This is a genomic window from Affinirhizobium straminoryzae (assembly GCF_007004135.1).
In the GTDB taxonomy this organism is placed as follows: domain Bacteria; phylum Pseudomonadota; class Alphaproteobacteria; order Rhizobiales; family Rhizobiaceae; genus Neorhizobium; species Neorhizobium straminoryzae.
This window is the reverse complement of the sequence record NZ_VJMG01000055.1, coordinates 13,031-34,945: the sequence shown is the minus strand read 5'-3', so window position 1 is coordinate 34,945 and position 21,915 is coordinate 13,031. Positions and strand designations below refer to the sequence as shown.

22 protein-coding genes are annotated in these 21,915 nt (G+C 63.3%); 8 read left to right on the top strand and 14 right to left on the bottom strand.

Translation table 11 applies throughout. From position 1 onward, the window contains the following. Window positions 1-47: 47 nt before the first annotated feature. The 3 genes from FNA46_RS18140 to FNA46_RS18130 form a co-directional block, all read right to left on the bottom strand. Window positions 48-449, bottom strand: a complete 402-nt coding sequence (locus tag FNA46_RS18140; RefSeq protein WP_143126652.1) for a DUF2177 family protein — start codon at window positions 447-449, stop codon at window positions 48-50. 334 nt (window positions 450-783) lie between these two features. Beyond that, window positions 784-1,467: a ChrR family anti-sigma-E factor gene (locus tag FNA46_RS18135; RefSeq protein WP_143126617.1), complete on the bottom strand. Its 684-nt coding sequence runs from the start codon at window positions 1,465-1,467 to the stop codon at window positions 784-786. Beyond that, complete coding sequence (locus FNA46_RS18130; RefSeq protein ID WP_342782397.1) at window positions 1,464-2,234, bottom strand: sigma-70 family RNA polymerase sigma factor; 771 nt, start codon at window positions 2,232-2,234, stop codon at window positions 1,464-1,466. Before FNA46_RS18130 ends, FNA46_RS18135 begins: the two co-directional genes overlap by 4 nt. Before the next feature lie 23 nt (window positions 2,235-2,257). Here FNA46_RS18130 and FNA46_RS18125 point away from each other — a divergent pair, with 23 nt between their 5' ends. From FNA46_RS18125 to FNA46_RS18115, 3 genes are read left to right on the top strand one after another with little or no spacing between them, the layout of a single operon-like run. Further along, window positions 2,258-3,601, top strand: coding sequence for an NAD(P)/FAD-dependent oxidoreductase (locus tag FNA46_RS18125; protein ID WP_143126616.1), 1,344 nt, complete (start codon window positions 2,258-2,260; stop codon window positions 3,599-3,601). Then, a complete protein-coding gene (locus FNA46_RS18120) occupies window positions 3,598-4,398 on the top strand; it encodes a DUF1365 domain-containing protein (RefSeq protein WP_143126615.1) in 801 nt (266 codons plus the stop codon). The genes FNA46_RS18125 and FNA46_RS18120 overlap by 4 nt, the downstream gene beginning before the upstream one ends. Continuing rightward, window positions 4,395-5,615, top strand: a complete 1,221-nt coding sequence (locus FNA46_RS18115; protein WP_143126614.1) for an SAM-dependent methyltransferase — start codon at window positions 4,395-4,397, stop codon at window positions 5,613-5,615. Before FNA46_RS18120 ends, FNA46_RS18115 begins: the two co-directional genes overlap by 4 nt. A 63-nt stretch (window positions 5,616-5,678) precedes the next feature. Here FNA46_RS18115 and FNA46_RS18110 read toward each other — a convergent pair whose 3' ends face one another. Then, complete coding sequence (locus tag FNA46_RS18110; protein ID WP_143126613.1) at window positions 5,679-6,452, bottom strand: SDR family NAD(P)-dependent oxidoreductase; 774 nt, start codon at window positions 6,450-6,452, stop codon at window positions 5,679-5,681. Window positions 6,453-6,651: 199 nt separating this feature from the next. Between FNA46_RS18110 and FNA46_RS18105 the strand changes: the two genes are divergently transcribed. Next, complete coding sequence (locus FNA46_RS18105; RefSeq protein ID WP_143126612.1) at window positions 6,652-7,599, top strand: nucleoside hydrolase; 948 nt, start codon at window positions 6,652-6,654, stop codon at window positions 7,597-7,599. A gap of 63 nt (window positions 7,600-7,662) precedes the next feature. Here the strand turns inward: FNA46_RS18105 and FNA46_RS18100 are convergent, their stop codons facing one another. Together FNA46_RS18100 and FNA46_RS18095 are read right to left on the bottom strand one after the other, a co-directional pair. Then, entirely contained in the window at window positions 7,663-8,589 is a 927-nt protein-coding gene (locus tag FNA46_RS18100; RefSeq protein ID WP_143126611.1) for a pseudouridine-5'-phosphate glycosidase, read from the bottom strand. A gap of 2 nt (window positions 8,590-8,591) precedes the next feature. Then, on the bottom strand, window positions 8,592-9,710 hold the full coding sequence (locus tag FNA46_RS18095; RefSeq protein WP_143126610.1) for a carbohydrate kinase: 1,119 nt from the start codon (window positions 9,708-9,710) through the stop codon (window positions 8,592-8,594). A 218-nt stretch (window positions 9,711-9,928) separates the two neighbouring features. Here FNA46_RS18095 and FNA46_RS18090 point away from each other — a divergent pair, with 218 nt between their 5' ends. After that, entirely contained in the window at window positions 9,929-10,324 is a 396-nt protein-coding gene (locus FNA46_RS18090; RefSeq protein WP_143126609.1) for a DUF1236 domain-containing protein, read from the top strand. 53 nt (window positions 10,325-10,377) lie between these two features. On the opposite strand, the gene pncB is transcribed toward FNA46_RS18090, so the two are convergent. From pncB to FNA46_RS18050, 8 genes are all read right to left on the bottom strand, one after another. Beyond that, window positions 10,378-11,685, bottom strand: coding sequence for a nicotinate phosphoribosyltransferase (gene pncB / locus FNA46_RS18085; protein WP_143126608.1), 1,308 nt, complete (start codon window positions 11,683-11,685; stop codon window positions 10,378-10,380). Window positions 11,686-11,882: 197 nt separating this feature from the next. After that, complete coding sequence (locus FNA46_RS18080) at window positions 11,883-12,179, bottom strand: hypothetical protein (RefSeq protein ID WP_143126607.1); 297 nt, start codon at window positions 12,177-12,179, stop codon at window positions 11,883-11,885. Window positions 12,180-12,300: 121 nt separating this feature from the next. Next, window positions 12,301-13,929 carry an ABC transporter ATP-binding protein gene (locus tag FNA46_RS18075; protein WP_143126606.1) on the bottom strand — a complete coding sequence of 543 codons (1,629 nt, stop codon included), beginning with the start codon at window positions 13,927-13,929 and terminating at the stop codon, window positions 12,301-12,303. Continuing rightward, window positions 13,926-14,423, bottom strand: coding sequence for a type II toxin-antitoxin system VapC family toxin (locus FNA46_RS18070; protein WP_143126605.1), 498 nt, complete (start codon window positions 14,421-14,423; stop codon window positions 13,926-13,928). Before FNA46_RS18070 ends, FNA46_RS18075 begins: the two co-directional genes overlap by 4 nt. Then, entirely contained in the window at window positions 14,420-14,710 is a 291-nt protein-coding gene (locus FNA46_RS18065) for a hypothetical protein (protein ID WP_143126604.1), read from the bottom strand. Before FNA46_RS18065 ends, FNA46_RS18070 begins: the two co-directional genes overlap by 4 nt. 70 nt (window positions 14,711-14,780) lie before the next feature. Then, complete coding sequence (locus FNA46_RS18060; RefSeq protein WP_143126603.1) at window positions 14,781-15,935, bottom strand: ABC transporter permease; 1,155 nt, start codon at window positions 15,933-15,935, stop codon at window positions 14,781-14,783. Further along, window positions 15,935-17,020 (bottom strand): microcin C ABC transporter permease YejB, encoded by a 1,086-nt coding sequence (locus FNA46_RS18055; RefSeq protein WP_143126602.1) that lies wholly within the window; start codon window positions 17,018-17,020, stop codon window positions 15,935-15,937. Before FNA46_RS18055 ends, FNA46_RS18060 begins: the two co-directional genes overlap by 1 nt. Window positions 17,021-17,160: 140 nt before the next feature. After that, the gene (locus FNA46_RS18050; RefSeq protein WP_143126601.1) at window positions 17,161-18,999 is read right to left on the bottom strand and encodes an extracellular solute-binding protein; all 1,839 of its coding nucleotides are present in this window, start codon (window positions 18,997-18,999) and stop codon (window positions 17,161-17,163) included. A 217-nt stretch (window positions 19,000-19,216) separates the two neighbouring features. On the opposite strand from FNA46_RS18050, the gene mepA reads away from it, so the two are divergent. From mepA to FNA46_RS18035, 3 genes are all read left to right on the top strand, one after another. After that, the gene (gene mepA, locus FNA46_RS18045) at window positions 19,217-20,248 is read left to right on the top strand and encodes a penicillin-insensitive murein endopeptidase (RefSeq protein WP_425468780.1); all 1,032 of its coding nucleotides are present in this window, start codon (window positions 19,217-19,219) and stop codon (window positions 20,246-20,248) included. A gap of 144 nt (window positions 20,249-20,392) precedes the next feature. Further along, complete coding sequence (locus FNA46_RS18040; RefSeq protein ID WP_143126600.1) at window positions 20,393-20,767, top strand: methylglyoxal synthase; 375 nt, start codon at window positions 20,393-20,395, stop codon at window positions 20,765-20,767. A gap of 75 nt (window positions 20,768-20,842) precedes the next feature. After that, window positions 20,843-21,865 (top strand): glucokinase, encoded by a 1,023-nt coding sequence (locus FNA46_RS18035; protein ID WP_143126599.1) that lies wholly within the window; start codon window positions 20,843-20,845, stop codon window positions 21,863-21,865. Window positions 21,866-21,915 lie beyond the last annotated feature (50 nt).

The window sequence follows — 21,915 nt, the reverse complement described above, 5'->3', positions numbered from 1 at the left end:
ATCTCGTACCGAGTTCAGGAACGGGATCCCGCGTCGCGCCCATCACGTCATCCGAGGATTTTCTCCGTGATCCAGACGCCGGCGGTCGCGGCGGTCGCGGTGAGGGCTGTGCCCCAGGCGAGATCCACGAGACTCATGGCAAGCGGCCAGTTCTTCAGCGTGGCGAGGTTTGTGATGTCGTAGGTGCCATAGGCGATCAAGCCGAGGATCGCACCGGACAGTGCGGCCTGGCGAAGACCTCCGCCTGCGAGATTGGGGCCGACGGCGAAATAGACGATGCCGGCGACATAGACGAGGTAGAACAGGCCTGCCGCGACGAAGTCCGGCCGTTCGCGCATCATGTCGCCGAGTTGGTTGCGGTAGAAGCCGGTCGCCACATGGCCGAGCCAGAGAAAATCAAGCCCGAAAAACACAAGCGCGGTCGCGCCATAGGCAAGCGCATAGGTCAGCATGGCCTTGTTCTCCGTAAGATGCCGCAGCGCGGCGCGTGATAACAACGCACTCAGTTCCTTCGGTCGAAACCGGGACATATCCAGCGCGGCAGAGGACACTTCGCAAGACGCGACAGACCGGCTGAACATCTCTGACACCCGTCAGTTCCAGAGAGGACCAATGTCGCGTCGACATCCCACGGTTGGCGCTCCGGCAGATTAACAACGGACCATCGCACTCGTGAAAGCCTGCCGAGGCGTTGCCTCCGAAACATACATGCGGGACGATCTGTCTCGCTGTTTTCCAGCAAGTACAGGCGTGAAATCGGCGCACGCTTTCGCTGGACTTGCCCTAGATCTTCAGCACCGGCTGGATAAGACGCACGATCCAGCTGGAGAATTTCAGCGGCGCCTCTGTCACGGCGAGGCAGATGCAGTCCTCGTCCTCGGTAGCGGTCGGCGTGTGCAGGAGATCGCCATCGGCTTCCTCCAGATCGCCGCGGGCAAACAGGTCATTGCCATCGCGAAAGCTGCCGCTCAGCACCAGCGTCAGTTCGCGCCCCTCATGCGTGTGTTCGGGCACCGGCCGGCCGGCCGGGATTTTCAGGAGACGCACCTGGGTTTCCGGATCGCCGGTCTCGATGCGGATCTGATAGGCACCGCGCCCAAGCGCGCGCCATTTCAGCGTATCCACATCGCCGCCGAGATAAGAACGCAGCGGCTCGGGAATCACGCCGGCCGACCGCGCCGGCTTCGGCGCCGCAGCGACGGGCGGCTTTTCCGCGACGGCTGTGACCGCACCGGGTTCGCAGGCAATCCGCGCCTTCATCTTTTCCCAGTCGCTGCCGGTGACGGGCTCGCGAGCAATCAACTTGTCGAAGAGAGCACCGGCAGCGCCCTCCATCGCATCAAGGCGCCGGCGACAGCCAGGGCACAGCGCCAGATGGGTGGCAACCGCAAGGCTCCAGCCTTCCGACAGGTTGCCGGACGCATAATCCATCAGGAGCGCGTCGCTGATATGGTGGTTGATGGTCATCGGCGGCCCTCCAGCGCGGTCCGCAGTTTGTCGAAAGCGAGCCGGATGCGCGATTTGACGGTACCCAAGGGAATGCCCATGTCTTCTGCTATCGTCGAATGCGAGGCTTCATCGAAGAAGGCACGCTTGAGAACGTCGAGCTGTTCCGGAGGCAATGATTCCATGGCCTCGCGCAAGAGTTCGGCATCCTGTCGTCCTTCCAGTTCCACATCTGCCGCCGGGGCATTGTCCGCCACGAAAACCGGATCGTTCTCGTCGAAGACAGGCCGCTTGCGGCGGAAGGCATCGATGCGCAGATTGCGCGCAATGGTAAAAATCCAGGCCGAGACATTGCCACGGGCCGGATCAAACTGGACAGCCTTGTTCCACACGGCCGTCATGGTTTCCTGCATCAGCTCTTCCGCCAGCTGCGCATCGCGCGTCTTCATGGCCATGAAGGAACGCACCCGCGGGCCATAATAACGAAAGATCGTCTCAAACGCCTCAATGCTGCGGTCCTGTCCCACCGCCGTGAGCAGGTTGGACAGCTCCATCGGCGAAAGGTCCTGGTCGGCAAACTGTCTGTCAGTCCGTTTCATCTTCAGGCCATGCTTCACACGCGACACCGGACGAGAAGCCGGTCTGGCATCGTTGTGGCACGTCCCTGACGATATGGAAACAGTTGCGTTCATGGCAGGCTTTACGCCAGCGTCTCCGCAGCAGATCACAGCGCAAAAGAAAAATCGCCGACAATCCGTTTGCCTGCCGCTGGCGTAAAGGCCAAGCATAGGCAAACAACGGACAAGGGCTCATGGTTGCATCTGGGGGAAATAATCGTCGCTTCGCCGTCATCGGCTCCGGCATCAGCGGATTGTCCGCCGCCTGGCTTGCCGCCCGCGGCAACGACGTGGTGCTCTATGAAGCGGCCGACCGCCTGGGCGGCCATTCCAATACGGCCATGGTTCCGACGTCACATGGCGAGATCCCGGTCGATACCGGCTTTATCGTCTTCAACGACCGCAACTATCCCAATCTGGTGGCGCTGTTCGAGCATCTCGGTGTCTGTACGCAGGCCTCCGACATGTCTTTTGCCGCCTCGATCGATGACGGCGCCTTCGAATATTCCGGCACCGGGCTCAAGGGCCTGCTCAGCCAGCGGCTCAACATCGTGCGACCCCGCTTCTGGCGGATGCTTTCCGATGTGCTGCGCTTCTACCGCGAGGCGGAAAAGCTGCTGGAGCGGCCCGATCTGGAGGCGCTGACACTCGGCGATTATCTCGCGCGCGAGCGCTATTCCGAGGCTTTCATCGAGGATCACCTTTTGCCGATGGGCGCCGCCATCTGGTCGATGACCACCACCGACATGCGTGCCTATCCGCTCGAAAGCTTCGTCCGCTTCTTCGTCCATCACGGTCTGATCCTTCTGAAGGGACGGCCGCAATGGCGCACCGTCACCGGCGGCAGCCGCGAATACGTGCAAAGGATCGCAGCGGATTTTTCCGGCGAGATCCGCCTGAACAGCAAGGTGGTCTCGGTCGTACGCACCAAGGCCGGCGTTCTGGTCACCGACAGTCGCGGCCATCAGGACCGTTTCGACGACGTGATGATTGCGGCTCACGCCAACGAAGCGCTTGCCATGCTCGCCGATGCGGACCCGATGGAACGTTCGGTCCTTGGCGCCTTCCGCTACACCGAAAACATCGCCGTGCTGCATTCCGACGAACGCCTGATGCCGAAGCGCAAGGGTGTCTGGTCCAGCTGGAACTATATCGGCGGAAAGCGGGTGGATGACGAGGCGCCGCTCTGCGTGACCTACTGGATGAACCGGCTGCAGAATCTCGATCCCCGCCATCCGCTGTTCGTCACGCTGAATGCCTGCCGAAAGATCGATGCGGACAAGGTCATCGCCACCTATCGATACACGCATCCGCTGTTCGATCAGGCGGCCGCCACCGCGCAGCGTCAGCTCTGGCAGCTGCAGGGCCGCCGCAACACCTGGTTCTGCGGCGCGCATTTCGGCAGCGGCTTTCACGAGGACGGGTTGCAGGCGGGACTTGCCGCGGCGGAAGCGGCCACCGGCCTGCGCCGTCCCTGGCAGGTGGATAACGAATCCGGCCGCATCTTTGCGGCACCGCTGCTGGCGGCGGCCGAATGAACTCCGTTTCCGCCCTCTATGTCGGCACGGTGGTGCATCAGCGCCATCGGCCGAAGCAGCACAGTCTGCGCTACAGCGTGTTTTCCCTGCTGCTCGATCTCGACGAGTTGGACAGCCTTGATCGCGGCCTTCGGCTGTTCGGGCACAACCGCGCCGCCGTCTACAGTTTCTGGGACAAGGATCACGGTACGGGCGAGGAAGGCGGCCTGCGGGCCTGGGTGGAAAGCCATCTGCGCGAAGCCGGCCTGCCGACCGTCGACGTGCGCATCCGCATGCTCTGCTATCCCCGCATTTTCGGCTATGTCTTCAATCCCTTGACTGTCTATTTCTGCGAGGATCGCAACGGGAATCTGCTGGCCTTGCTGTATGAGGTCTGCAATACATTCATGGAACGTCATACATACATCATTCCGGCCGGCGGCCAGTCCGAGACGGTTGTGAGGCACTCCTGCGCCAAGGCGATGTATGTGTCGCCCTTCGTGCCGATGGACTGCACTTACGACTTCGATATCCTGCCGCCGGGCGAGCATGTGAAAATCGCGATCAACGAGCGGGACGCGCAAGGCAACCTGTTGTTCGCCAGCTTTGCCGGCCGCCGCCGGTCGCTGTCCGATGCCAGTCTGGCGCGCGCGCTGATCACCTTTCCGCTGATGACCATGAAGGTCATGGCGGGCATCCACTGGGAGGCCCTGCGCCTCTGGCTGAAGGGCGTGCCGATCCATCGGCACCGGCCCGCCGCCAGCCGCATCGCCAGTTCGGTGGAACATCCAGTCGTGAGTGGAGGAACGCAGACATGACGCATGCCGGACACGGAGATCCCATTCTCGTTGCAGACCGCGCACCGCTGTGGGAACGCATGCTGTGCCGCATGCTGGCCCGCACCCGCCACGGCCGCCTGACGGTGGTCTTTCCGAGCGGGCGCGAGCACCATTTCGGCGAGGGCAGGCAGGGTCCGAACGCGACCATTCGCTTCACCCGGCCGCGCGTGCTGCGCCAGATCATCACCCACGGCGGGCTGGGCTTTGCCCGCTCCTACATGGATGGCGACTGGTCGACGCCCGATCTCGGTCAGGTACTGGATCTTGCGATTGCCAATGAGCAGGACTGGGCAAAGCTTGCCCGCCCGATGGCGGTGATGGCACGGCTCGCGCATTGGCGTCACCGCCTGCGCCGCAATTCCAAGGCCGGCAGCCGCCGCAACATCGCCTTTCACTACGATCTCGGCAATGCCTTCTATCGCCACTGGCTCGACCGCACGATGACCTATTCCTCGGCGATCTACACGCATCCCGAGGCAAGCCTCGAAGAGGCGCAGCGGGAGAAATACGGCCGCATCATCCGGGAACTCGGCATCGGGCCGCAGGATCATGTGCTGGAAATCGGCTGCGGCTGGGGCGGCTTCATGGAGCAGGCGATCCGCGAGACCGGCTGCCGCGTGACCGGGCTGACGCTCTCCAAGGAGCAGGCGGCCTATGCCCGCCAACGGCTATCGGATGCCGGACTGGCGGACAAGGGCGATATCCGCCTTGAGGACTACCGCGACTGCCGCGGCCAGTTTACCAAGATAGTGTCCATCGAGATGTTCGAGGCGGTCGGCGAGGAACACTGGCCGATCTATTTCGAGCAGGTGCGCGAGCTTCTGGTGCCGGGCGGCGAGGCAATGATCCAGGTCATCACCATCGAGGAAAGCCGCTTCGAACACTATCGCCGCCACGCCGATTTCATCCAGACCTATATCTTTCCGGGCGGCATGCTGCCCACGCTGACGGGTTTTGCGGAGATTGCCCGCAAGGCAAGGCTGACGGTCAGCGACTGCTTCCGGTTCGGGCGGGATTACGAGCGCACATTGCTCGCCTGGGACAGGAGCTTCCGCGCCAGCTGGAACCGGATTGCGCCGCTCGGCTTCGACGAACGCTTCTTCCGCACCTGGCACTACTATCTGCATTATTGCGCCGCCGGCTTTCGCACCGGCCGTATTGATGTCGCGCAGTTCAGGCTGAGCAAATCCGCCTGACGAAATCCGGTCGGCAAGGGGCGGCAAACGGGGTAGCGGTCCGGCTGCCCCTTTTCCTTTGGCTTACGGCTTGCGCAGCATCCTGCGGGTAACACGGAAGAACAGTCCGTAAGGCAGCAGAGACAGAAGCTTGATCGCCAAGGCCATCTTCCAGGGGAAGATGATCTCGAAACGATCCTGCTTCAGCCCCGCGACAATCGCATCCGCCGCCTGTTCCGAGGAGATCAGGAAGGGCATCGGAAAGTCGTTTTTTGCCGTCAGCGGCGTTTCGACGAAGCCCGGATTGATGATGCGCAGCCGCACGCCCTCCCGTGCCAGTTCCGGCGCGAGCGACTGGCAGAGATTGTTGAGCGCTGCCTTCGTCGCGCCGTAGAAGCCGCCGCCGGGCAGGCCGACCAGACCGGCGACCGAGGCGATCACCGCGATCTCGCCGCTGCGCCGCGCCACCATGGCCGGGATCACCGCCTCCATGGCCTGTGCAGTGCCGAGTACATTGAGGTTGATGGTGGTGGCGAGATCGCGGCTGTCGAACTGGCGCACGCTGTCGCGCTTGTAGGTGCCGGCGGAGAACAAAGCGAGGTCGATCGGGCCGTGCTCGGCACGGATCCTGTCCCCCACCGTCAGCGTCGCCTCACGATCGGTGACGTCGAGCGGGTAAGCCAGGACGCGGCCGGGATGCGCGGCGGCAAAGGCTTCCAACATGTCAGCGCTGCGGGCGCTGACGGCGACCCGCCATCCATCGCGCACAAGCCGTTCAGCCACCGCCCGGCCGATGCCGGTGCTGGCACCGGTGATCCAGGCAAGCTTCCCCGTCTCTGATGAGCTGGTTTCGTGCATGCAAGCCTCCGTTTTAACCGATACTACGCCGCACAGGTGGTTTGGTTCTCTTTCGCCGCGCGACACAGGCTCTTTGCCCAGGATGCCGCGAATGGGCGCGCTACCGCCTTCCTCCGGCGGAGACCCGCTTGCCCGGCGCGTCGCGACATGCTTCAACACCGGCGTCCGCAAAAAACCCTTCCAGGATAAAGAGACCGACATGCCCCAGAAGATCATCATCGATACCGATCCCGGCCAGGACGACGCGCTGGCCATCCTGCTTGCCCTGGCAAGCCCGGAGATCGAGGTGCTGGGGATTACGGCGGCGGCCGGCAATGTGCCGGTGACGCTGACCTCGAAGAACATCCGCAAGGTTTGCGAACTGGCCGGCCGCACCGACGTGAAGGTGTTTGCCGGCTGCGAAGGTCCAATGGAAGGCAGCCTGTTCACTGCCGAATACGTGCATGGCGCGACCGGCATGGACGGCGCCGATCTGCCCGATCCCGAGATGCCGCTGCAGGAAATGCATGGCGTCGACTTCATCATCGAGACGCTGATGGCGCACGAGCCGGGCACCGTGACGATCTGCACGCTCGGCCCGATGACCAATCTCGGCACCGCCATTGCCCGCGAGCCGGCGATTGCCGCACGCATCCGGCAGATCGTTCTGATGGGCGGCGGCCTGTTCGAGGGCGGAAACGTGACGCCCGCCGCCGAATTCAACATCTTCGTCGATCCGAAGGCCGCCAGGATCTGCTTCGGCTGCGGCGCGCCGATCGTCATGATGCCGCTCGACGTGACTCACCAGACGCTGACAACGGCCAAGCGCGTGGCTGCGATCAAGGCCATCGGCACGCCGCTGGCAGACGCCGTGGTCGGCTGGCTGGAATTCTTCGAACGCTTCGACGAGCAGAAATACGGCACCGATGGCGGCCCGCTGCATGATCCGAACGTGATTGCCTACCTGCTGAAGCCGGAGCTTTACGAGGGGCGCCTCTGCAATGTGGAAATCGAAACGGACTCGGTGCTGACCAAGGGCATGACGGTTGCCGACTGGTGGGGCGTGACCGACCGGCCAAAGAATGCCACGTTCATGCGCCACGTCGATGCCGACGGCTTCTACGCGCTCTTGACCGAACGCCTGGCGCGGCTGCCGGCCAAGGGCTGATCCTCAAGATCAAGAAAAGGGGCATTGGCTGCGTGCCGACGCCCCTTTTTGCTGTCATGTCTGTCAGGCGCTCTTCTTCAGCGCCGCATAGGCAACCGCCATGCGGGAGGCGAGGGCGGCATTGTTCTTCACCAGCGCGATATTGGCCTTCAGGCTTTCGCCCTTCGACAGTTCGTTGATGCGGGCGAGCAGGAAGGGGGTGAGTTCCTTGCGGCCAATGCCCTTTTCATCCGCTTCACGGACAGCGTCGGCAATGGTGCCGTCGATGAAGTCCGGCGTCAGGGCGAAGGCTTCCGGAATCGGATTGGCAATCATCAGGCCGGTGCCGGTGCCGAGCCTGTGGTGCAGGTGCATGGCCTGTGCGATCTCTTCCGGCGTATCGAGGCGGTGATCGGCCTTGTAGCCGCTCTGGCGGGTGAAGAAGGCCGGGAATTCCTCGGTGCCGTAAGCGATGACCGGCACGCGCTGGGTTTCCAGATATTCCAGCGTCTTGGCGATATCGAGGATGGACTTCACGCCGGCGCAGACGACGGCGGTCTTGGTGCGGCCGAGTTCGGTCAGGTCCGCGGAAATGTCGAAGGTCTGCTCGGCGCCGCGATGCACGCCGCCGACGCCGCCCGTCGCAAAGATGTCGATGCCGGCGAGATCGGCGAGCAGCATGGTGGCAGAGACCGTGGTGCCGGCCGAGGCCTTGCGCACCATGGCAGCCGCCAGATCGCGGCCGGAAGCCTTCACCACACCCTTGGCCTGGGCAAGCGCTTCCAGTTCGGCCTGCTCGAGACCGGCGCGCAGCTCGCCATCGATCACGGCGATGGTCGCCGGTACGGCACCGTTCTCGCGCACGACGGCTTCCACCGCGAGCGCCGTTTCCAGATTGGCCGGATAGGGCATGCCGTGGGTGATGATGGTCGATTCGAGCGCCACGACGGGACCACCGGCGGCAAGCGCATCGGCAACCTCACGGCTGAGTTTCGGTTTCAGAAGGGTCATGATCATCCTTTCTCTTCGGCAAGCCGATGGAGGTTTGCCTCCAGGAAGCGGGGCGAAAGCTCCGCATGCACACTGGAAGCCGTTTCTGTGGTCAGCGCGCCAAGCAGCGCGCCCATTCGTGCGGCCCGGGCCGTCTCGTCGCCGGCCAGAAGGCGATGCAGCGTCGCGGCAATCATCGCATCGCCGGCGCCGGTCATGTCGACAGGCTTGGCATGGACGGCGGGCACGTGACACACCGTTTCGCCGGCCGCCACCGCGACGCCGCGGGGTCCCATGGTGACGATGGCCTCCGTGACGCCGAGCCGGGTAAGAGCGGCTGCGGCCTGGAAACTGTCCTCCACGCGCGGTTTCCCCTGCCGGGAAAGCAGCGCGTTCGCCTCGTCGAGATTCATGAACAGCAGGTCGATACCGGTCAGATCCTCCGGCAACCGCACCACCTTCGGCGTCGAGACGGCATCGATCGCCAGCCGGAAGCGGGCACCCTGTCGCCGCATGATGAGATGCTGCAGCGTCACAGCCGGCAGGTTGCAATCGGCAAACACAAGGCTTGCGGAGGCAAGATGCGACCAGGCGCGGTCGATATGGCCGGGCTGGAACAAATCGAAAATGCCCATATCGGCAAGCCCCAGCACCAGATCGCCGGCCGGATCCAGCACGGCCGCATATTCGGCCGTCGGGCGCTCGCGGACGGTGACGACCTGACTGACATCCACGCCGCGTTCCCTCAGATGCGCGAGCATGGCGCTGCCGGTCTCATCCTCGCCGAGGATGGAAATGAAGCTGACCGGCGTGCCGAGCAGCGCCAGATTTTCCGCCACATTGCGGGCCACGCCGCCAAAGCTCTTGGCGCCATCGACCGGATTGGAGGTTTCGGGAATGATGGCCTGACGGGCGCGATACTTGCGATCGAACACGGCGCCGCCGATGCACACCGCCCGCGAAGGCTCCGGCAGAAGATAGCCGCGGCCGAGGATATAGCCCTTGTTGACGAGCTGCACCACATGCGCCGCCACCGTGGACCGGGCAAGGCCCAGCTGGTCGGCAATCTCCTGCTGGCCGGCAAAGGGATTGTCCCGGATCATCGTCAGGACGGCGTTTTCCTGGGCGCTCAGTTCTTCCATGGAAGCCTCGATCTCTCGTCGGGCAACTTATCGTAACTTTTGTTTTTCATGTCAACATCTGTTTTGTGGATCTTATCCGCGACGTCGGACGTCAGATGCCGCGGTGCAGCAGCGTCCCATCCCCTGCGCCGGAACGGTGGAAGATGATGCAGCGGGCGGAACGAATTGCGGGCGCGCGTGTTGTCCTGCCACGCCCTTGACCCGAGAGGAGAAACCGTATGCGTAAGTTTCTACTGACATCAACTGCTGCTCTCGCAGCAGGTTTCGCAAATTTTGCTGCAGCGCAGGATGGGACGACGACGGGCGCCGCCAGTGGCGCGATCACTGGCGCCATCGTCGGCGGCCCGATTGGTGCCGCAGTCGGCGGCATTGCCGGCGCTGCCATCGGCACCGCCATTGACCCGCCGCCGCAGGAGGTTGTGACCTATGTGCGCGCCCAGCCAGCCCCCGAGCCGGTGATAGTCGAGCGCCAGATTGTGGTTGGCAAGCCGATCCCGGAAACGGTCGTGCTGACGCCGGTTCCGGAGCACCGTGACTACGCCTATGCCGTGGTCAATGAGCAGCGGGTGATTGTCGACCCGAAAACACACACGGTCGTGCAGATCCTCGAGTGATCTCCAGCATCAAGAACGTGGGCGGGTTCCAGACGGAGGCCGCCTTCCCGGTTCTATACCAGAACAGCCTGTTCCACGCGGTCCTCCTGGCCGAAGAAACGCAGATAGCGCTGCACCTCTTCCGGCGTGCCGGTCGCCTTGCGGGGATTGTCGGAGAGTTTGACTGCCGGTCGGCCGTTCGCCTCGCTCACCTTGCAGACGATGGAAATCGGCTTCAGCCCGTCGATTTCACGCGGCGCGCAGCCGGCAAAGTCGTTGGTGAGATTGGTGCCCCAGCCAAAGCCCATGCGCACCCGGCCTTCGAAATGGCGATAGGTATCGATGATCGCATCGACATCGAGGCCATCGGAAAAGATCAGCAGTTTCTGCCGGGGATCGCGCCCCATCTTCTGCCACCAGGCAATGATCTTCTCGCCGCCCTCGATCGGCGGGGCGCTATCCGGGCGAAACCCCGTCCAGTCCGCCACCCATTCGGGGGCATTGCGCAGGAAGGAGGCGGTGCCGAAGGCATCCGGCAGCACGATCAGCAGGTTGCCGCCATAGAGACGGTTCCAGTCCTTCAAGACCTTGTAGGGCGCCGCGCGCAGTTCCTCATCCGTATTGGCAAGCGCGGCCACCACCATCGGCAGTTCATGCGCATTGGTGCCGACGGCTTCGAGATCGGAATCCATCGCGAGAAGCACGTTGCTGGTGCCGGTAAAGGCTGGGCCGATGCCTTCCTTCAACGCTTCGACGCACCAGCGCTGCCAGAGAAAACTGTGGCGGCGGCGGGTGCCGAAATCGGAGATGCGCAGGCCCGGCAGCGTCCGGAGCCGCTCCACCTTTTCCCACATCTTCGCCTTGGCACGCGCATAGAGAACATCGAGCGTGAAGGGGCCGAGCGACTTCATTGCCGCCCGCGACCGCAACTCGTTGATGATGGCAAGTGCCGGAATTTCCCACATGGTGGTATCGGTCCAGCGGCCATGGAAGGTCAGCTCATACTGGCCGTCACGCTTGGAAAGCTCGTAGTCCGGCAGGCGATAATTTGCGAGCCAGGCCAGGAATTCCGGCTCGAAGATCTGCGAGCGACCATAGAAGCTGTTGCCGGCGAGCCAGATCATTTCCTTCTTCGACAATCGCAGGGACCGGGCGTGGTCCAGCTGGTTGCGCAGTTCCTGCTCGTCGATCTCATCCGCCAGCCGCACGCTCTTGGTGCGGTTGATCAGGGAAAAGGTGACATCCGTATCCGGATAGAGCTTCCAGATCATCTGGAGCATCAGCAGCTTGTAGAAATCGGTATCGATCAGGCTGCGAACGATGGGGTCGAGCTTCCACGTGTGGTTATACACGCGTCTGGCGATATCGGTCTTTGCTGCCATGGCTGCCTTTGCCCTCGCCGTATCCGGCAGAGGGCTCCTTCCCTCAACATCAGAGGCATCGGCCGACAACCTCCCCGCACGTTATCGAAAAAACGGGGATCAAAGTCCAGTGACCCGATCATCAAATCGATTGATGTTGGTCCGTGCCACCCGCCTGGATGCTGTCGACAGGCGAGGTCCGCCGATAGCATGCGCCCTCACGGTGTCGAGGGAGGCCGTGCATCGGGATTGACGGGCGTATTGTCGCCGGCGGGCGGCGTGGCAGTCTGCTCGGCCGGCGGTTCGTTGGTCTGCGCCCACCATTCCACGCCGCCCCAGGCGAGCATGGCGAGCACAAGGCTGGCTCCCAGCACGACCATGACCGGCATGCCGCGCCGGCCCTGCCGCGCCTCGGTGGCGCTCAGCGGCGCTTCGGGGGCGGCCGACGGCGTGACGGAAGCCACGTCATTCTCGCGCGGAAAGGGGCGGCGGTCCGTCTCGTTTCGATCGCTCATGGGACATTCCTCCGGCAGCACACCGCCAGAAGGGCGGCGCAGGATGGAAGAGCAAACCGGCAGCGATCCTCTTTGTTCCCGCCAGCACAGGCTTCTCGCCGGCTACGAGGGTTCCCGCAAGCTACTGCGCGACGGCTGCGGCCTCGACAGCGCGCAGGTTGAAGGCGGCATCCATCAGCGCGCGGGTGTAATCGCTCTTCGGAGCGGCAAAAATCTCCTGCGATGGACCTTCCTCCATCACCTTGCCGGCCCGCATCACGATGACGTGGTTGGCCAGCGCCCGCACCACCTTCAGGTCATGGCTGATGAAGAGATAGGCGAGATCGTGCTTCTTCTGCAGATCGCGCAACAGATCCACCACCTGCGCCTGCACCGTCATGTCCAGCGCCGAGGTCGGCTCGTCCAGCATCACGAAGCGCGGCTTCAAGACCATGGCGCGGGCAATCGCGATACGCTGCCGCTGGCCGCCGGAGAATTCGTGCGGGTAGCGCCAGCGCGTCGCAGGATCAAGGCCGACCTCGTCCAGCGCGGCGGCCACGGCACGGTCGCGCTCTTCGGACGAGAGCCGCGGCTGGTGCACTTTCAGGCCCTCGGCGATGATTTCGCCCACCGACATGCGCGGACTGAGCGACCCATAGGGATCCTGGAAAACCACCTGCAGCCGGTCGCGCAGCGGACGCATCTGGCGGAAGGAATAGCGGCCGATATCGCTGCCGATGAAACTGACACGCCCTTCGGAGGAAATCAGACGGGCGAGCGCCAGGCCGAGCGTCGTCTTGCCTGACCCGCTTTCGCCGACAACGCCCACCGTTTCGCCGGCGCGCAGCGTCACGTCGATGCCGTCCACCGCCTTCACATGATCGACCACGCGGCGCAGGAACCCGGCCTTGATCGGGAACCAGACCCGGATGTTGCGGCCCTCCATCACGACCGCTCGCAAGGGATCGGCCTCGGGCGGCTCGCCGCGCGGCTCGGACGACAGGAGGTGACGGGTATAGTCATGCTGCGGATCGCGAAAGACCTGCTCGACCGGCCCGGTTTCCACGATCTTTCCCTTGGTCATCACGCACACACGGTCGGCAAAGCGGCGCACGATACCGAGATCATGGGTGATGAACAGGATGGACATGCCGTAATCGCGCTGCAGCTTCTTCAGAAGCTCGAGGATCTGCGCCTGGACCGTCACGTCGAGCGCCGTCGTCGGCTCGTCGGCGATCAGCAGCTTCGGCCGGTTGGCGAGCGCCATGGCGATCATCACGCGCTGGCGCTGCCCGCCGGACAGTTCGTGCGGATAGGCCTTCAACCGCTTTTCCGGCTCGCGGATGCCGACCTCGGCCAGAAGCTCCAGCGTGCGGCTGCGCGCCGCCTGCGGCGTCATCGCCTGATGCAGTTCAAGGATCTCGCCCACCTGCTGCTCGATGGTGTGCAGCGGATTGAGCGAGGTCATCGGCTCCTGGAAGATCATGGTAATGTCGTTGCCGCGCACGTCGCGCAGTTCCCGCTCCGACACCGTCAGCAGATCGCGGCCATCGAACAGGATTTTTCCGGACGGGTGGCTGGCCGAGGGATAGGGCAGCAACTGCAGCACGGAATTGGCGGTGACCGACTTGCCCGATCCGCTTTCGCCGACGAGCGCCAGCACTTCCCCCTCGCCGATCTCGAAGGAGACCCGATCGACCGCGAGAGTCTGGCTGCCTCCCTGATGGAAGGCGACGGACAGATCGCGGACGGAGAGGAGCGCGTTGGTCATGCAATCAGACTTTCCAGAAGGGTCGTGAGGGTTGGCTCGTCGGGGCGCTGCACCGTCAAGGGCGTGATCGGCAATTTGCCGCGCAGCGGGTGAACGAGTTCGTCAATGTCCGATAGACCTGTATCAGCTGACAGGAAGACGCCACATCCCGCGACAATGGCGCTTGCGAGGTGAATGGCGTCCGGAAGCTTCGTCTTGCGTGAACCGGCTCTGATGAGCGAAGCGATCAAAAGAACCTTCGAAGATATCGGAACCGTGTTCAGCCAGGAAGCACGGCCCATCCAGCCTTCGTAAGTTTCGATCAGGTCGCGGTTGCCATTCGCCAGCGGTTTCACAAGCAGCTCGCTGTAGGTCAGCATGCTTGTGAAGGGTATGTTGCCCAAGCTGCGGCAGGCAGCCAGAAGGGCAGCGAGCCTTTCCTGCTCCGGGCCTTGAATTTCTTTGAACAGAATGAGGATATTCGTGTCGAGGTACAGACGGGCAGGTGACCTCATTCGTCATCCCACTCGTCGCGTAGCTCGCGAATGCGCTGCACCGCTTCAGCCATGGATGTGCCATGACGATAGCGTTCCGGATAATCCTCACGATGCTTCAGAAGCTTCATGAGGTTTTCACCAGGATCAACCTCCTCGTCCTTCAGGTCGAAGAACGACTTCAGAGGGTCGACCTCATCCGGCATGACCTCAACGGTCACACGCGCCGACTCGGCATCGGGTAGTCCGGTCCGCATCTCTTCCGGAAGTTTGGAAATCGGGTAATGCTCCAGAACGATCTTGTTCATCCAAGCGACCTCGGGCAGGCGTGACGCCTTCGCCAATATAGCCTCACAACGAGAATAACGCGACCCTTCCTCACCGGTAGGTCTTCCTCGGATCGAAGGCATCGCGCACGGCTTCGCCGATGAAGATCAGCAGCGACAGCATGACCGACATGGAGAAGAAGGCGGTCAGCCCCAGCCAGGGCGCCTGCAGGTTGTTCTTGCCCTGGGCGATCATTTCACCGAGCGAGGGCGAGCCTGGCGGCATGCCGAAGCCGAGGAAATCGAGCGAGGTGAGCGTCGCAATGGAGCCGGAGAGAATGAAGGGCAGGAAGGTCAGGGTCGCAACCATGGCATTCGGCAGCAGGTGGCGGAACATGATCGTCCAGTCGCCGACACCGAGCGCACGGGCCGCCCGCACATATTCAAAATTGCGGGCGCGCAGGAATTCGGCGCGCACCACGCCGACGAAGCCGACCCACTGGAACAGCAGCATCACGCCGAGCAGCACGAAGAAGCCGGGCGGCAGGATGGCGGCGATGATCAGCAGAATGTAGAGCGAGGGCATCGACGACCAGATCTCGATGAAGCGCTGCATCAGGAGATCCGTCCAGCCGCCGAAGAAGCCCTGGATGGCGCCAGCCGTGACACCGATCAGCGCCGAGAGCACCGTCAGCGCCAGCCCGAACAGAACCGAGATGCGGAAACCGTAGATCAGGCGGGCCAGCACGTCGCGCGCCTGGTCATCGGTGCCGAGCCAGTTGAGATTGCCGAGCGTGCACTTCGGATCGTCGACACCCTTCGGATAGGCGCTGCAACGTTCCTCGGCGCCCATCAGCCAGAAGGGCTGGGTTGGCGCCGAATGGGGAATTTCCGAGTTCACCGTCTGGTAGGAGTAGCGCACCGGTGGCCAGACCATCCAGCCATTGGCGTTGATTTCTTCCTGGATGAAGTCGGAACGGTAATCGGTCGTCGCCAGGAAGCCGCCGAACTTTTCCTCGGGATAATTGACGAAGACCGGCACCAGAAGCTCGCCCTTGTAGGAGACGAGGATCGGCCGGTCATTGGCGATGAGTTCGGCTGACAGCGACAGGCCGAACAACACCAGGAAGATCCAGAACGACCAGTAGCCGCGCCGGTTGGCCTTGAAATTCTGCCAGCGGCGCAGATTGGTCGGCGACAGCCGGCGGCGGGCGGGCGGCGTTGCGGCCACGGTATCGCGAGCAATGGCGGATGCGGGAGCGCTCATCACACCTCCCTCTTTTCAAAATCGATGCGCGGGTCGATCCAGGTGTAGATCAGGTCGGACACCAGACCGACGACGAGGCCGAGCAGCGAGAAGATGTAGAGCGTGCCGAACACGATCGGATAATCGCGGTTGATGACGGCGAGATAGCCGAGGCGGCCGAGCCCATCGAGCGAAAAGATGTTCTCGATCAGGAGCGAACCGGTGAAGAAGGCCGAGATGAAGGAGGCCGGAAAGCCGGCGATCACGATCAGCATGGCATTGCGAAAGACATGGCCATAGAGCACCCGCCGTTCACTGAGGCCCTTGGCGCGCGCGGTCACCACATATTGCTTCTTGATCTCGTCGATGAAGGAGTTCTTCGTCAGCAGGGTCGTGGTGGCAAAGGCCGAGAGCGACAGCGCGATCAGCGGCAGCGTCAGATGCCAGAAATAGTCGAGGATCTTCTGCCACCAGGGCAGGTCGCTCCAGTTGTCCGACACGAGGCCGCGCAGCGGGAACCAGTCGAAGAAGGAGCCGCCGGCAAACAGCACGATCAGCAGGATGCCGAACAGGAAGCTCGGCACCGCATAGCCGATGATGATGATGCCGGAAGTCCAGACGTCGAAGGTCGAGCCGTCCTTCACCGCCTTGCGGATGCCGAGCGGAATCGAGATCGCATAGGAAGCGATCATGATCCAGACGCCAAGCGACATCGAGACCGGCAGCTTGTCGATGATGAGATCGAGCACCGGCGTGTTGCGGAAGAAGCTCTCGCCGAAATCGAAACGGATATAGTTCCACATCATGTCGAGGAAGCGGGTGAGCGGCGGCTTGTCGAAGCCGAACTGCTTTTCCAGCCGGGCAATCAGTTCGGGATCGAGACCCTGCGCACCACGGTAGCGCGCCTCCTCGCCGCCGCCGCCGGCCGGCTGCAGATCCGACGCGCCACCGGACAGGCGGTCGCCGCTGTCGGATCCCTGGATCTGGGCGATCACCTGTTCCACCGGCCCGCCGGGCGCAAACTGCACCACGAGGAAGGAAATGCCCATGATGCCGATGATGGTCGGGATCATCAGGAGAAGACGGCGAAGGATATAGGCTCCCATCAGGCGTCTCCCGTTCGGCGGTCAGCGCCGCAGATCTCGTTCGGCATCAGGGGGTCCGGTTCCTTCGTCGTGACTGGGGCAAGAATCAGCATGTCTCTATGTGGCCTGTCCGGCCGCCGTCGCACAAGCATTTTAGCGGTTCATTCCGCACCCTTGGCCCACCAGAGGGCGGGGAAGCCGATGCCATATTCCGGAAGCGGTTCCGGATGGGCAAGCTTGGCCCAGTAGGCGATCTTGCTTTCGCCGGAATAGAACATCGGAATGACGAAGTGGTTGGCCAGCAGCACGCGGTCGAGCGCATGCACCGCGGCCACCTGATCTTCGCGCGTCGGAGCCTGGATGATCCGGCGGATCAGGTCATCGACCGCCGGATCGGCAATGCCGGCATAGTTCATCGAGCCCGGCTGGCTGGCGGCGGCAGACCCCCAGTAGACCAGCTGGTCGTTGCCGGGATCCATCGTCTGGGCCCAGACGCCGAAGATCATGTCGAAGTCGAAGGCGCGCACGCGGTTGACATATTGCGAGGAATCCACGGTGCGGATGCTGGCATCGATGCCGATCTTCTTGAGACTTGCCACATAGGGCAGCACGGTGCGTTCCATGGAGGGATTGTTGAGCAGGATCTCGAAGCGCATCGGCTGGCCGGTCTTGACGTTGACCATGCGGTTGCCCTTCAGCTCCCAGCCCGCCTCCTTGAACAGCGCGATCGCCTTGCGCAGGTTGTCGCGCACCTTCTGCGGATCGCCATTCACCGGGTTGGTGTAGGGTTCGGTGAAGACACGGGCCGGCACCTTGTCCTTGAGGCTGTCGAGGATCTCCAGTTCCTTGCCCTGCGGCAGGCCGGACGAGGCCAGATCCGTGCCCCAGAAAAAGCTGTCGACACGCTTCAGCCCGCCATAGGCAAGATTCTTGTTCAGATCCTCGAAGTCATAGGCATAGTTCAAGGCCTCGCGAACACGCGCATCCTTGAACTGGTCACGCCTGAGGTTGGGCACATAGGCCTGCATAATGCCACGGGCGCGGAAGGCATTGGGCAGCGCCTCGCGCTTGATGCGGCCATCCTTGACCGCATCGAAATCATAGCGGGTCGCCCAGCGGCTGGAGCTGTTTTCCTGCCGATAATCGATGTTGCCGGCCCGGAAGGCCTCAAACTCGACGTCACTGTCGGCGAAATAGGTATAGCTGATCACCCGGAAATTGTTCTGCCCGATATTGATCGGCAGGTCCTTGCCCCAATAATCCTCACGCAATTCGTAGCGGATGGTGGCGCCTGCCTGGAAGGAGGCGATCCGATAGGGGCCGGAGCCCATCGGCGGCTCGAGGCTGCCTTTGGAGACATCGCGCGGATTGCCTTTTGCATCCTTTGCCGCGTACCAGTGCTTGGGCAGGATCGGGAACTCGCCGACGATGGCGGGCAGTTCCTTGTTGTTCTTCTCGTCGAAGCGGAAGGTGACCTCGCGCTCGCCAGTCTTTTCGGCTGAGGTGACATGACGATAGTAATTGGCGAGCAGATTGCTGTTGGCCTTGGCGCTCTCGAAGCTGAAGACCACATCATCCGGCGTCACCGGCTGGCCATCCGCCCACTTTGCCTCTGGCCGCAGCCGGAAGGTCACGGAGGAGCGATCTTCCGGCCAGGTCAGAGCCTCGGCCAGCAGGCCGTAGCGCACGCCGATCTCGTCCTCGGAGGAGGTCAGCAGCGTATCGAAGAGAAGTCCCGTGCCGGAGGCCGGATTGCCCTTGTCCACCAGCGGATTGAAATTGTCATAGGTGCCTTCGTCCGCAAGCTTCAGTTCGCCCTGTTTCGGCGCCTTGGTATTCACGTAGGGAAGCGCTTTGAAATCGGCGGGCAGCTTCGGTGGCTCCAGCGTGCCGATCGCATGGTGCCATGTCTGCTCTTCGGCGGCTGCCGCGATCGGAACGAGTGCCATCGCGGCACAGGTCAAAACCAGACATGTCTTGCGGATGCGCGCCAGCAGCATTCACCGGTCCCTTCGTCGTTGTTGAATTCTCCGAAGCATAAGGCAAAGCCGGCCAGAGTACAGCCTGCCTTGCCTCACAAGCTTTTGACGATCTAGAAGGAAATGCGCCATCGTCTCGCCTTCCTCATCGGGTGAGCATTCACCATACGCCCAAATCAGTCTAGAATCGGGCGCAACCCGGCGGGCGCCTCCGCCGCTTCTCGCAGTCCTGGATCTGATGCCGACGTCTTGCCCCCTGTCCCGCCGCATGGCCGCCACCGCGCTTCTGTTGTTGACGGCCTTTTCGCTTCCCGCCACCTTTCCGGCGGCTGCCCTTGCCGATCAGGAGGCCAAGAAGGCCTTTGGTGCCGTTGCCGCCCCCAGCGGCGGCGCTCCCACGCCGATTGGTTCCTATGCCAAAGGCTGCATTTCGGGTGCCGTGGCGCTTGGCGATGACGGGCCGCACTGGCAGGCCATGCGCCTGTCGCGCAACCGCCACTGGGGCATGCCGCAAACGGTTTCCCTGCTGGAGCGCCTGTCGCAGGATGCGGCGCGCATCGGCTGGGGCAACGGCATCCTCGTCGGCGACATGTCGCAGCCGCGCGGCGGGCCAATGGCCTCCGGCCATGCCTCGCACCAGATCGGGCTCGATGTGGATGTCTGGTTCACACCGATGCCGGAGCAGCGTCTGACCCGCCAGCAGCGCGAAACGCTGCCCTTCACCTCGATGCTGGACAAGAGCAAGTTCCTGACCGTCGATACCCGCAGGTTCACGCCGACGGCCGCGCGGCTGGTGATGACGGCGGCAAGCTATCCGCAGGTGGAACGCATCTTCGTCAATCCGGCGATCAAGAAGAAGCTCTGTGAGAGCTGGACCGGCGACCGGTCGCTGCTCGGCAAGGTGCGGCCGATGTACGGCCATGACGAACACTTCCACATCCGCCTCACCTGCCCGCCCGGCCTTGCCAGCTGCAAGCCGCAGGCGCCGGTGGCAGCCGGCGACGGCTGCGACAAGTCGCTTGCCTGGTGGTTCACTGACGAGCCCTGGGCCAAACCCGATCCGAAGAAGAAGCCTCCGGCGCCGCCGCGCCCGGTGATGGTGTCGGATCTGCCACGCGCCTGCGCTGCCCTGCTGTCGGCACCGGCCGCCGCCGGGACAATGCCAAGCGCCGCCATGGCGCCGATGCAGGCCGGGCCGGAGGCGGATGACGCGAATGGCCCCACGCCCTCGGAAGACGTGCCGATGCCGCGCGCAAGGCCCGCGCAGTAAAGCGTGGAACACCCTTGCGGCAGGCGCGCGACAGCCAGGGTGAATGCCACCGGCGATCCGCATATAAATCGTTTTAAAGCCTTTTCTTGCGCCCCCTGTTCGGTATAGAAACCGGCCTGGAGAGGAACATCCAAGGATAGGCCCGTGGCGGACAGACCCTGCATCGCACTCATCGCGCATGACCAGAAGAAGGACGAGATGGCCGCCTTCGCCAGACAGCACGAGAGGGCACTGTCGCAGTTTCGCATCGTCGCGACGGGCACGACGGGCGGACGCGTGCTGGAGGCAGCGCCGAGCCTCGACGTGACGCGGCTGAAAAGCGGTCCGCTCGGTGGCGACCAGCAGATCGGCGCGATGATCGCCACCGGCGAAGTCTCGATGCTGATCTTCTTCACCGATCCCCTGACGCCGCTGCCCCATGACGTGGATGTCAAGGCATTGACGCGGCTCGCCACCGTCTACGACATTCCGATGGCCCTCAACCGCGCCACGGCTGAAAAGCTGATCGATTTCCAGTAAGACCACCGCTAGAACCGCCGGTGAAACCCTGGCGCGAATAGGCCGATGAACGGCTGCAACGACGGAACCTTTGTGATGGCAAGAACGCTGGACACTGACAAGCCCGCCTTCCCGATCCTGATCGGCGACATCGGCGGCACCAATGCGCGGTTCTGGATCCTGACGGACGCCTTCGCAGAACCGATGCAGTTTCCCAATATCCGTACGGCCGATTTCCCGACCATCGAGGAAGCCATCCAGAAGGACGTGCTGGACAAGACATCGATGAAGCCGCGCTCGGCAATCCTGGCCATTGCCGGTCCGATCGAGGGCGACGAGATTCCGCTCACCAATTGCGACTGGGTGGTTCGGCCGAAGATCCTGATCGGCGACCTCGGCTTCGGCGACGTTCTCGTCATCAACGATTTCGAGGCGCAGGCGCTGGCGGTCGCGACACTGCCGGAAGAGGCGCGCGAGACGGTCGGCACCGTCTCCTCCGCGCCGCTGGCCTCGCGCGTGGTGCTAGGCCCCGGAACCGGGCTTGGGGTTGCCGGCCTCGTGCATGCCCGCGACATGTGGTTTCCGGTGCCCGGCGAAGGCGGCCATGTGGATCTCGGTCCGCGCACGGCGCGTGATGCCGCGGTGTTTCCGCATATCGAGCGCATCGAGGGCCGTGTTTCGGCCGAACAGATCCTCTGCGGACGCGGTCTCGTGAACCTTTACCGCGCCGTCTGCGCCGCTGATGGCGTCGCGCCGGTCTTGTCCGTGCCGGCGGATATCACGGCCCACGGCCTGTCCGGCGAGAACGCCCAGGCGGCCGAAACGCTGGTGCTGTTCGTCACCTATCTCGGCCGTGTGGCCGGCGACATGGCGCTGGTGATGATGGCGAAGGGCGGCGTCTATCTGGCCGGCGGCATCTCGCAGAAGATCGTGCCTGCCCTCAAGCGCCCGGAATTCCGCGCCGCCTTCGAGGACAAGGCCCCGCACACGGCGCTGATGCGGCATATCCCGACCTTCGTCGTCACCCATCCGCAGGCAGCACTCGCCGGTCTTGCCTCGTTTGCCCGCACGCCCGGCCATTTCGGCATCTCGACAGACGGACGCCGCTGGCGCGGTTGAGCGCAGGATCAAGGCGCGAATGCAACAGGAACCCGGAATCGTGGCCGGGC

What these genes read in the sequence shown, in the direction of transcription:
- FNA46_RS18135 (WP_143126617.1), bottom strand. Translation starts at nt 1,467, where the DNA reads ATGACCATCAACCACCATATCAGCGACGCGCTCCTGATGGATTATGCG.
- FNA46_RS18130 (WP_342782397.1), bottom strand. Translation starts at nt 2,234, where the DNA reads ATGCTTGGCCTTTACGCCAGCGGCAGGCAAACGGATTGTCGGCGATTT.
- FNA46_RS18125 (WP_143126616.1), top strand. Translation starts at nt 2,258, where the DNA reads ATGGTTGCATCTGGGGGAAATAATCGTCGCTTCGCCGTCATCGGCTCC.
- FNA46_RS18120 (WP_143126615.1), top strand. Translation starts at nt 3,598, where the DNA reads ATGAACTCCGTTTCCGCCCTCTATGTCGGCACGGTGGTGCATCAGCGC.
- FNA46_RS18115 (WP_143126614.1), top strand. Translation starts at nt 4,395, where the DNA reads ATGACGCATGCCGGACACGGAGATCCCATTCTCGTTGCAGACCGCGCA.
- FNA46_RS18110 (WP_143126613.1), bottom strand. Translation starts at nt 6,452, where the DNA reads ATGCACGAAACCAGCTCATCAGAGACGGGGAAGCTTGCCTGGATCACC.
- FNA46_RS18105 (WP_143126612.1), top strand. Translation starts at nt 6,652, where the DNA reads ATGCCCCAGAAGATCATCATCGATACCGATCCCGGCCAGGACGACGCG.
- FNA46_RS18100 (WP_143126611.1), bottom strand. Translation starts at nt 8,589, where the DNA reads ATGACCCTTCTGAAACCGAAACTCAGCCGTGAGGTTGCCGATGCGCTT.
- FNA46_RS18095 (WP_143126610.1), bottom strand. Translation starts at nt 9,710, where the DNA reads ATGGAAGAACTGAGCGCCCAGGAAAACGCCGTCCTGACGATGATCCGG.
- FNA46_RS18090 (WP_143126609.1), top strand. Translation starts at nt 9,929, where the DNA reads ATGCGTAAGTTTCTACTGACATCAACTGCTGCTCTCGCAGCAGGTTTC.
- pncB (WP_143126608.1), bottom strand. Translation starts at nt 11,685, where the DNA reads ATGGCAGCAAAGACCGATATCGCCAGACGCGTGTATAACCACACGTGG.
- FNA46_RS18080 (WP_143126607.1), bottom strand. Translation starts at nt 12,179, where the DNA reads ATGAGCGATCGAAACGAGACGGACCGCCGCCCCTTTCCGCGCGAGAAT.
- FNA46_RS18075 (WP_143126606.1), bottom strand. Translation starts at nt 13,929, where the DNA reads ATGACCAACGCGCTCCTCTCCGTCCGCGATCTGTCCGTCGCCTTCCAT.
- FNA46_RS18070 (WP_143126605.1), bottom strand. Translation starts at nt 14,423, where the DNA reads ATGAGGTCACCTGCCCGTCTGTACCTCGACACGAATATCCTCATTCTG.
- FNA46_RS18065 (WP_143126604.1), bottom strand. Translation starts at nt 14,710, where the DNA reads ATGAACAAGATCGTTCTGGAGCATTACCCGATTTCCAAACTTCCGGAA.
- FNA46_RS18060 (WP_143126603.1), bottom strand. Translation starts at nt 15,935, where the DNA reads ATGAGCGCTCCCGCATCCGCCATTGCTCGCGATACCGTGGCCGCAACG.
- FNA46_RS18055 (WP_143126602.1), bottom strand. Translation starts at nt 17,020, where the DNA reads ATGGGAGCCTATATCCTTCGCCGTCTTCTCCTGATGATCCCGACCATC.
- FNA46_RS18050 (WP_143126601.1), bottom strand. Translation starts at nt 18,999, where the DNA reads ATGCTGCTGGCGCGCATCCGCAAGACATGTCTGGTTTTGACCTGTGCC.
- mepA (WP_425468780.1), top strand. Translation starts at nt 19,217, where the DNA reads ATGCCGACGTCTTGCCCCCTGTCCCGCCGCATGGCCGCCACCGCGCTT.
- FNA46_RS18035 (WP_143126599.1), top strand. Translation starts at nt 20,843, where the DNA reads ATGGCAAGAACGCTGGACACTGACAAGCCCGCCTTCCCGATCCTGATC.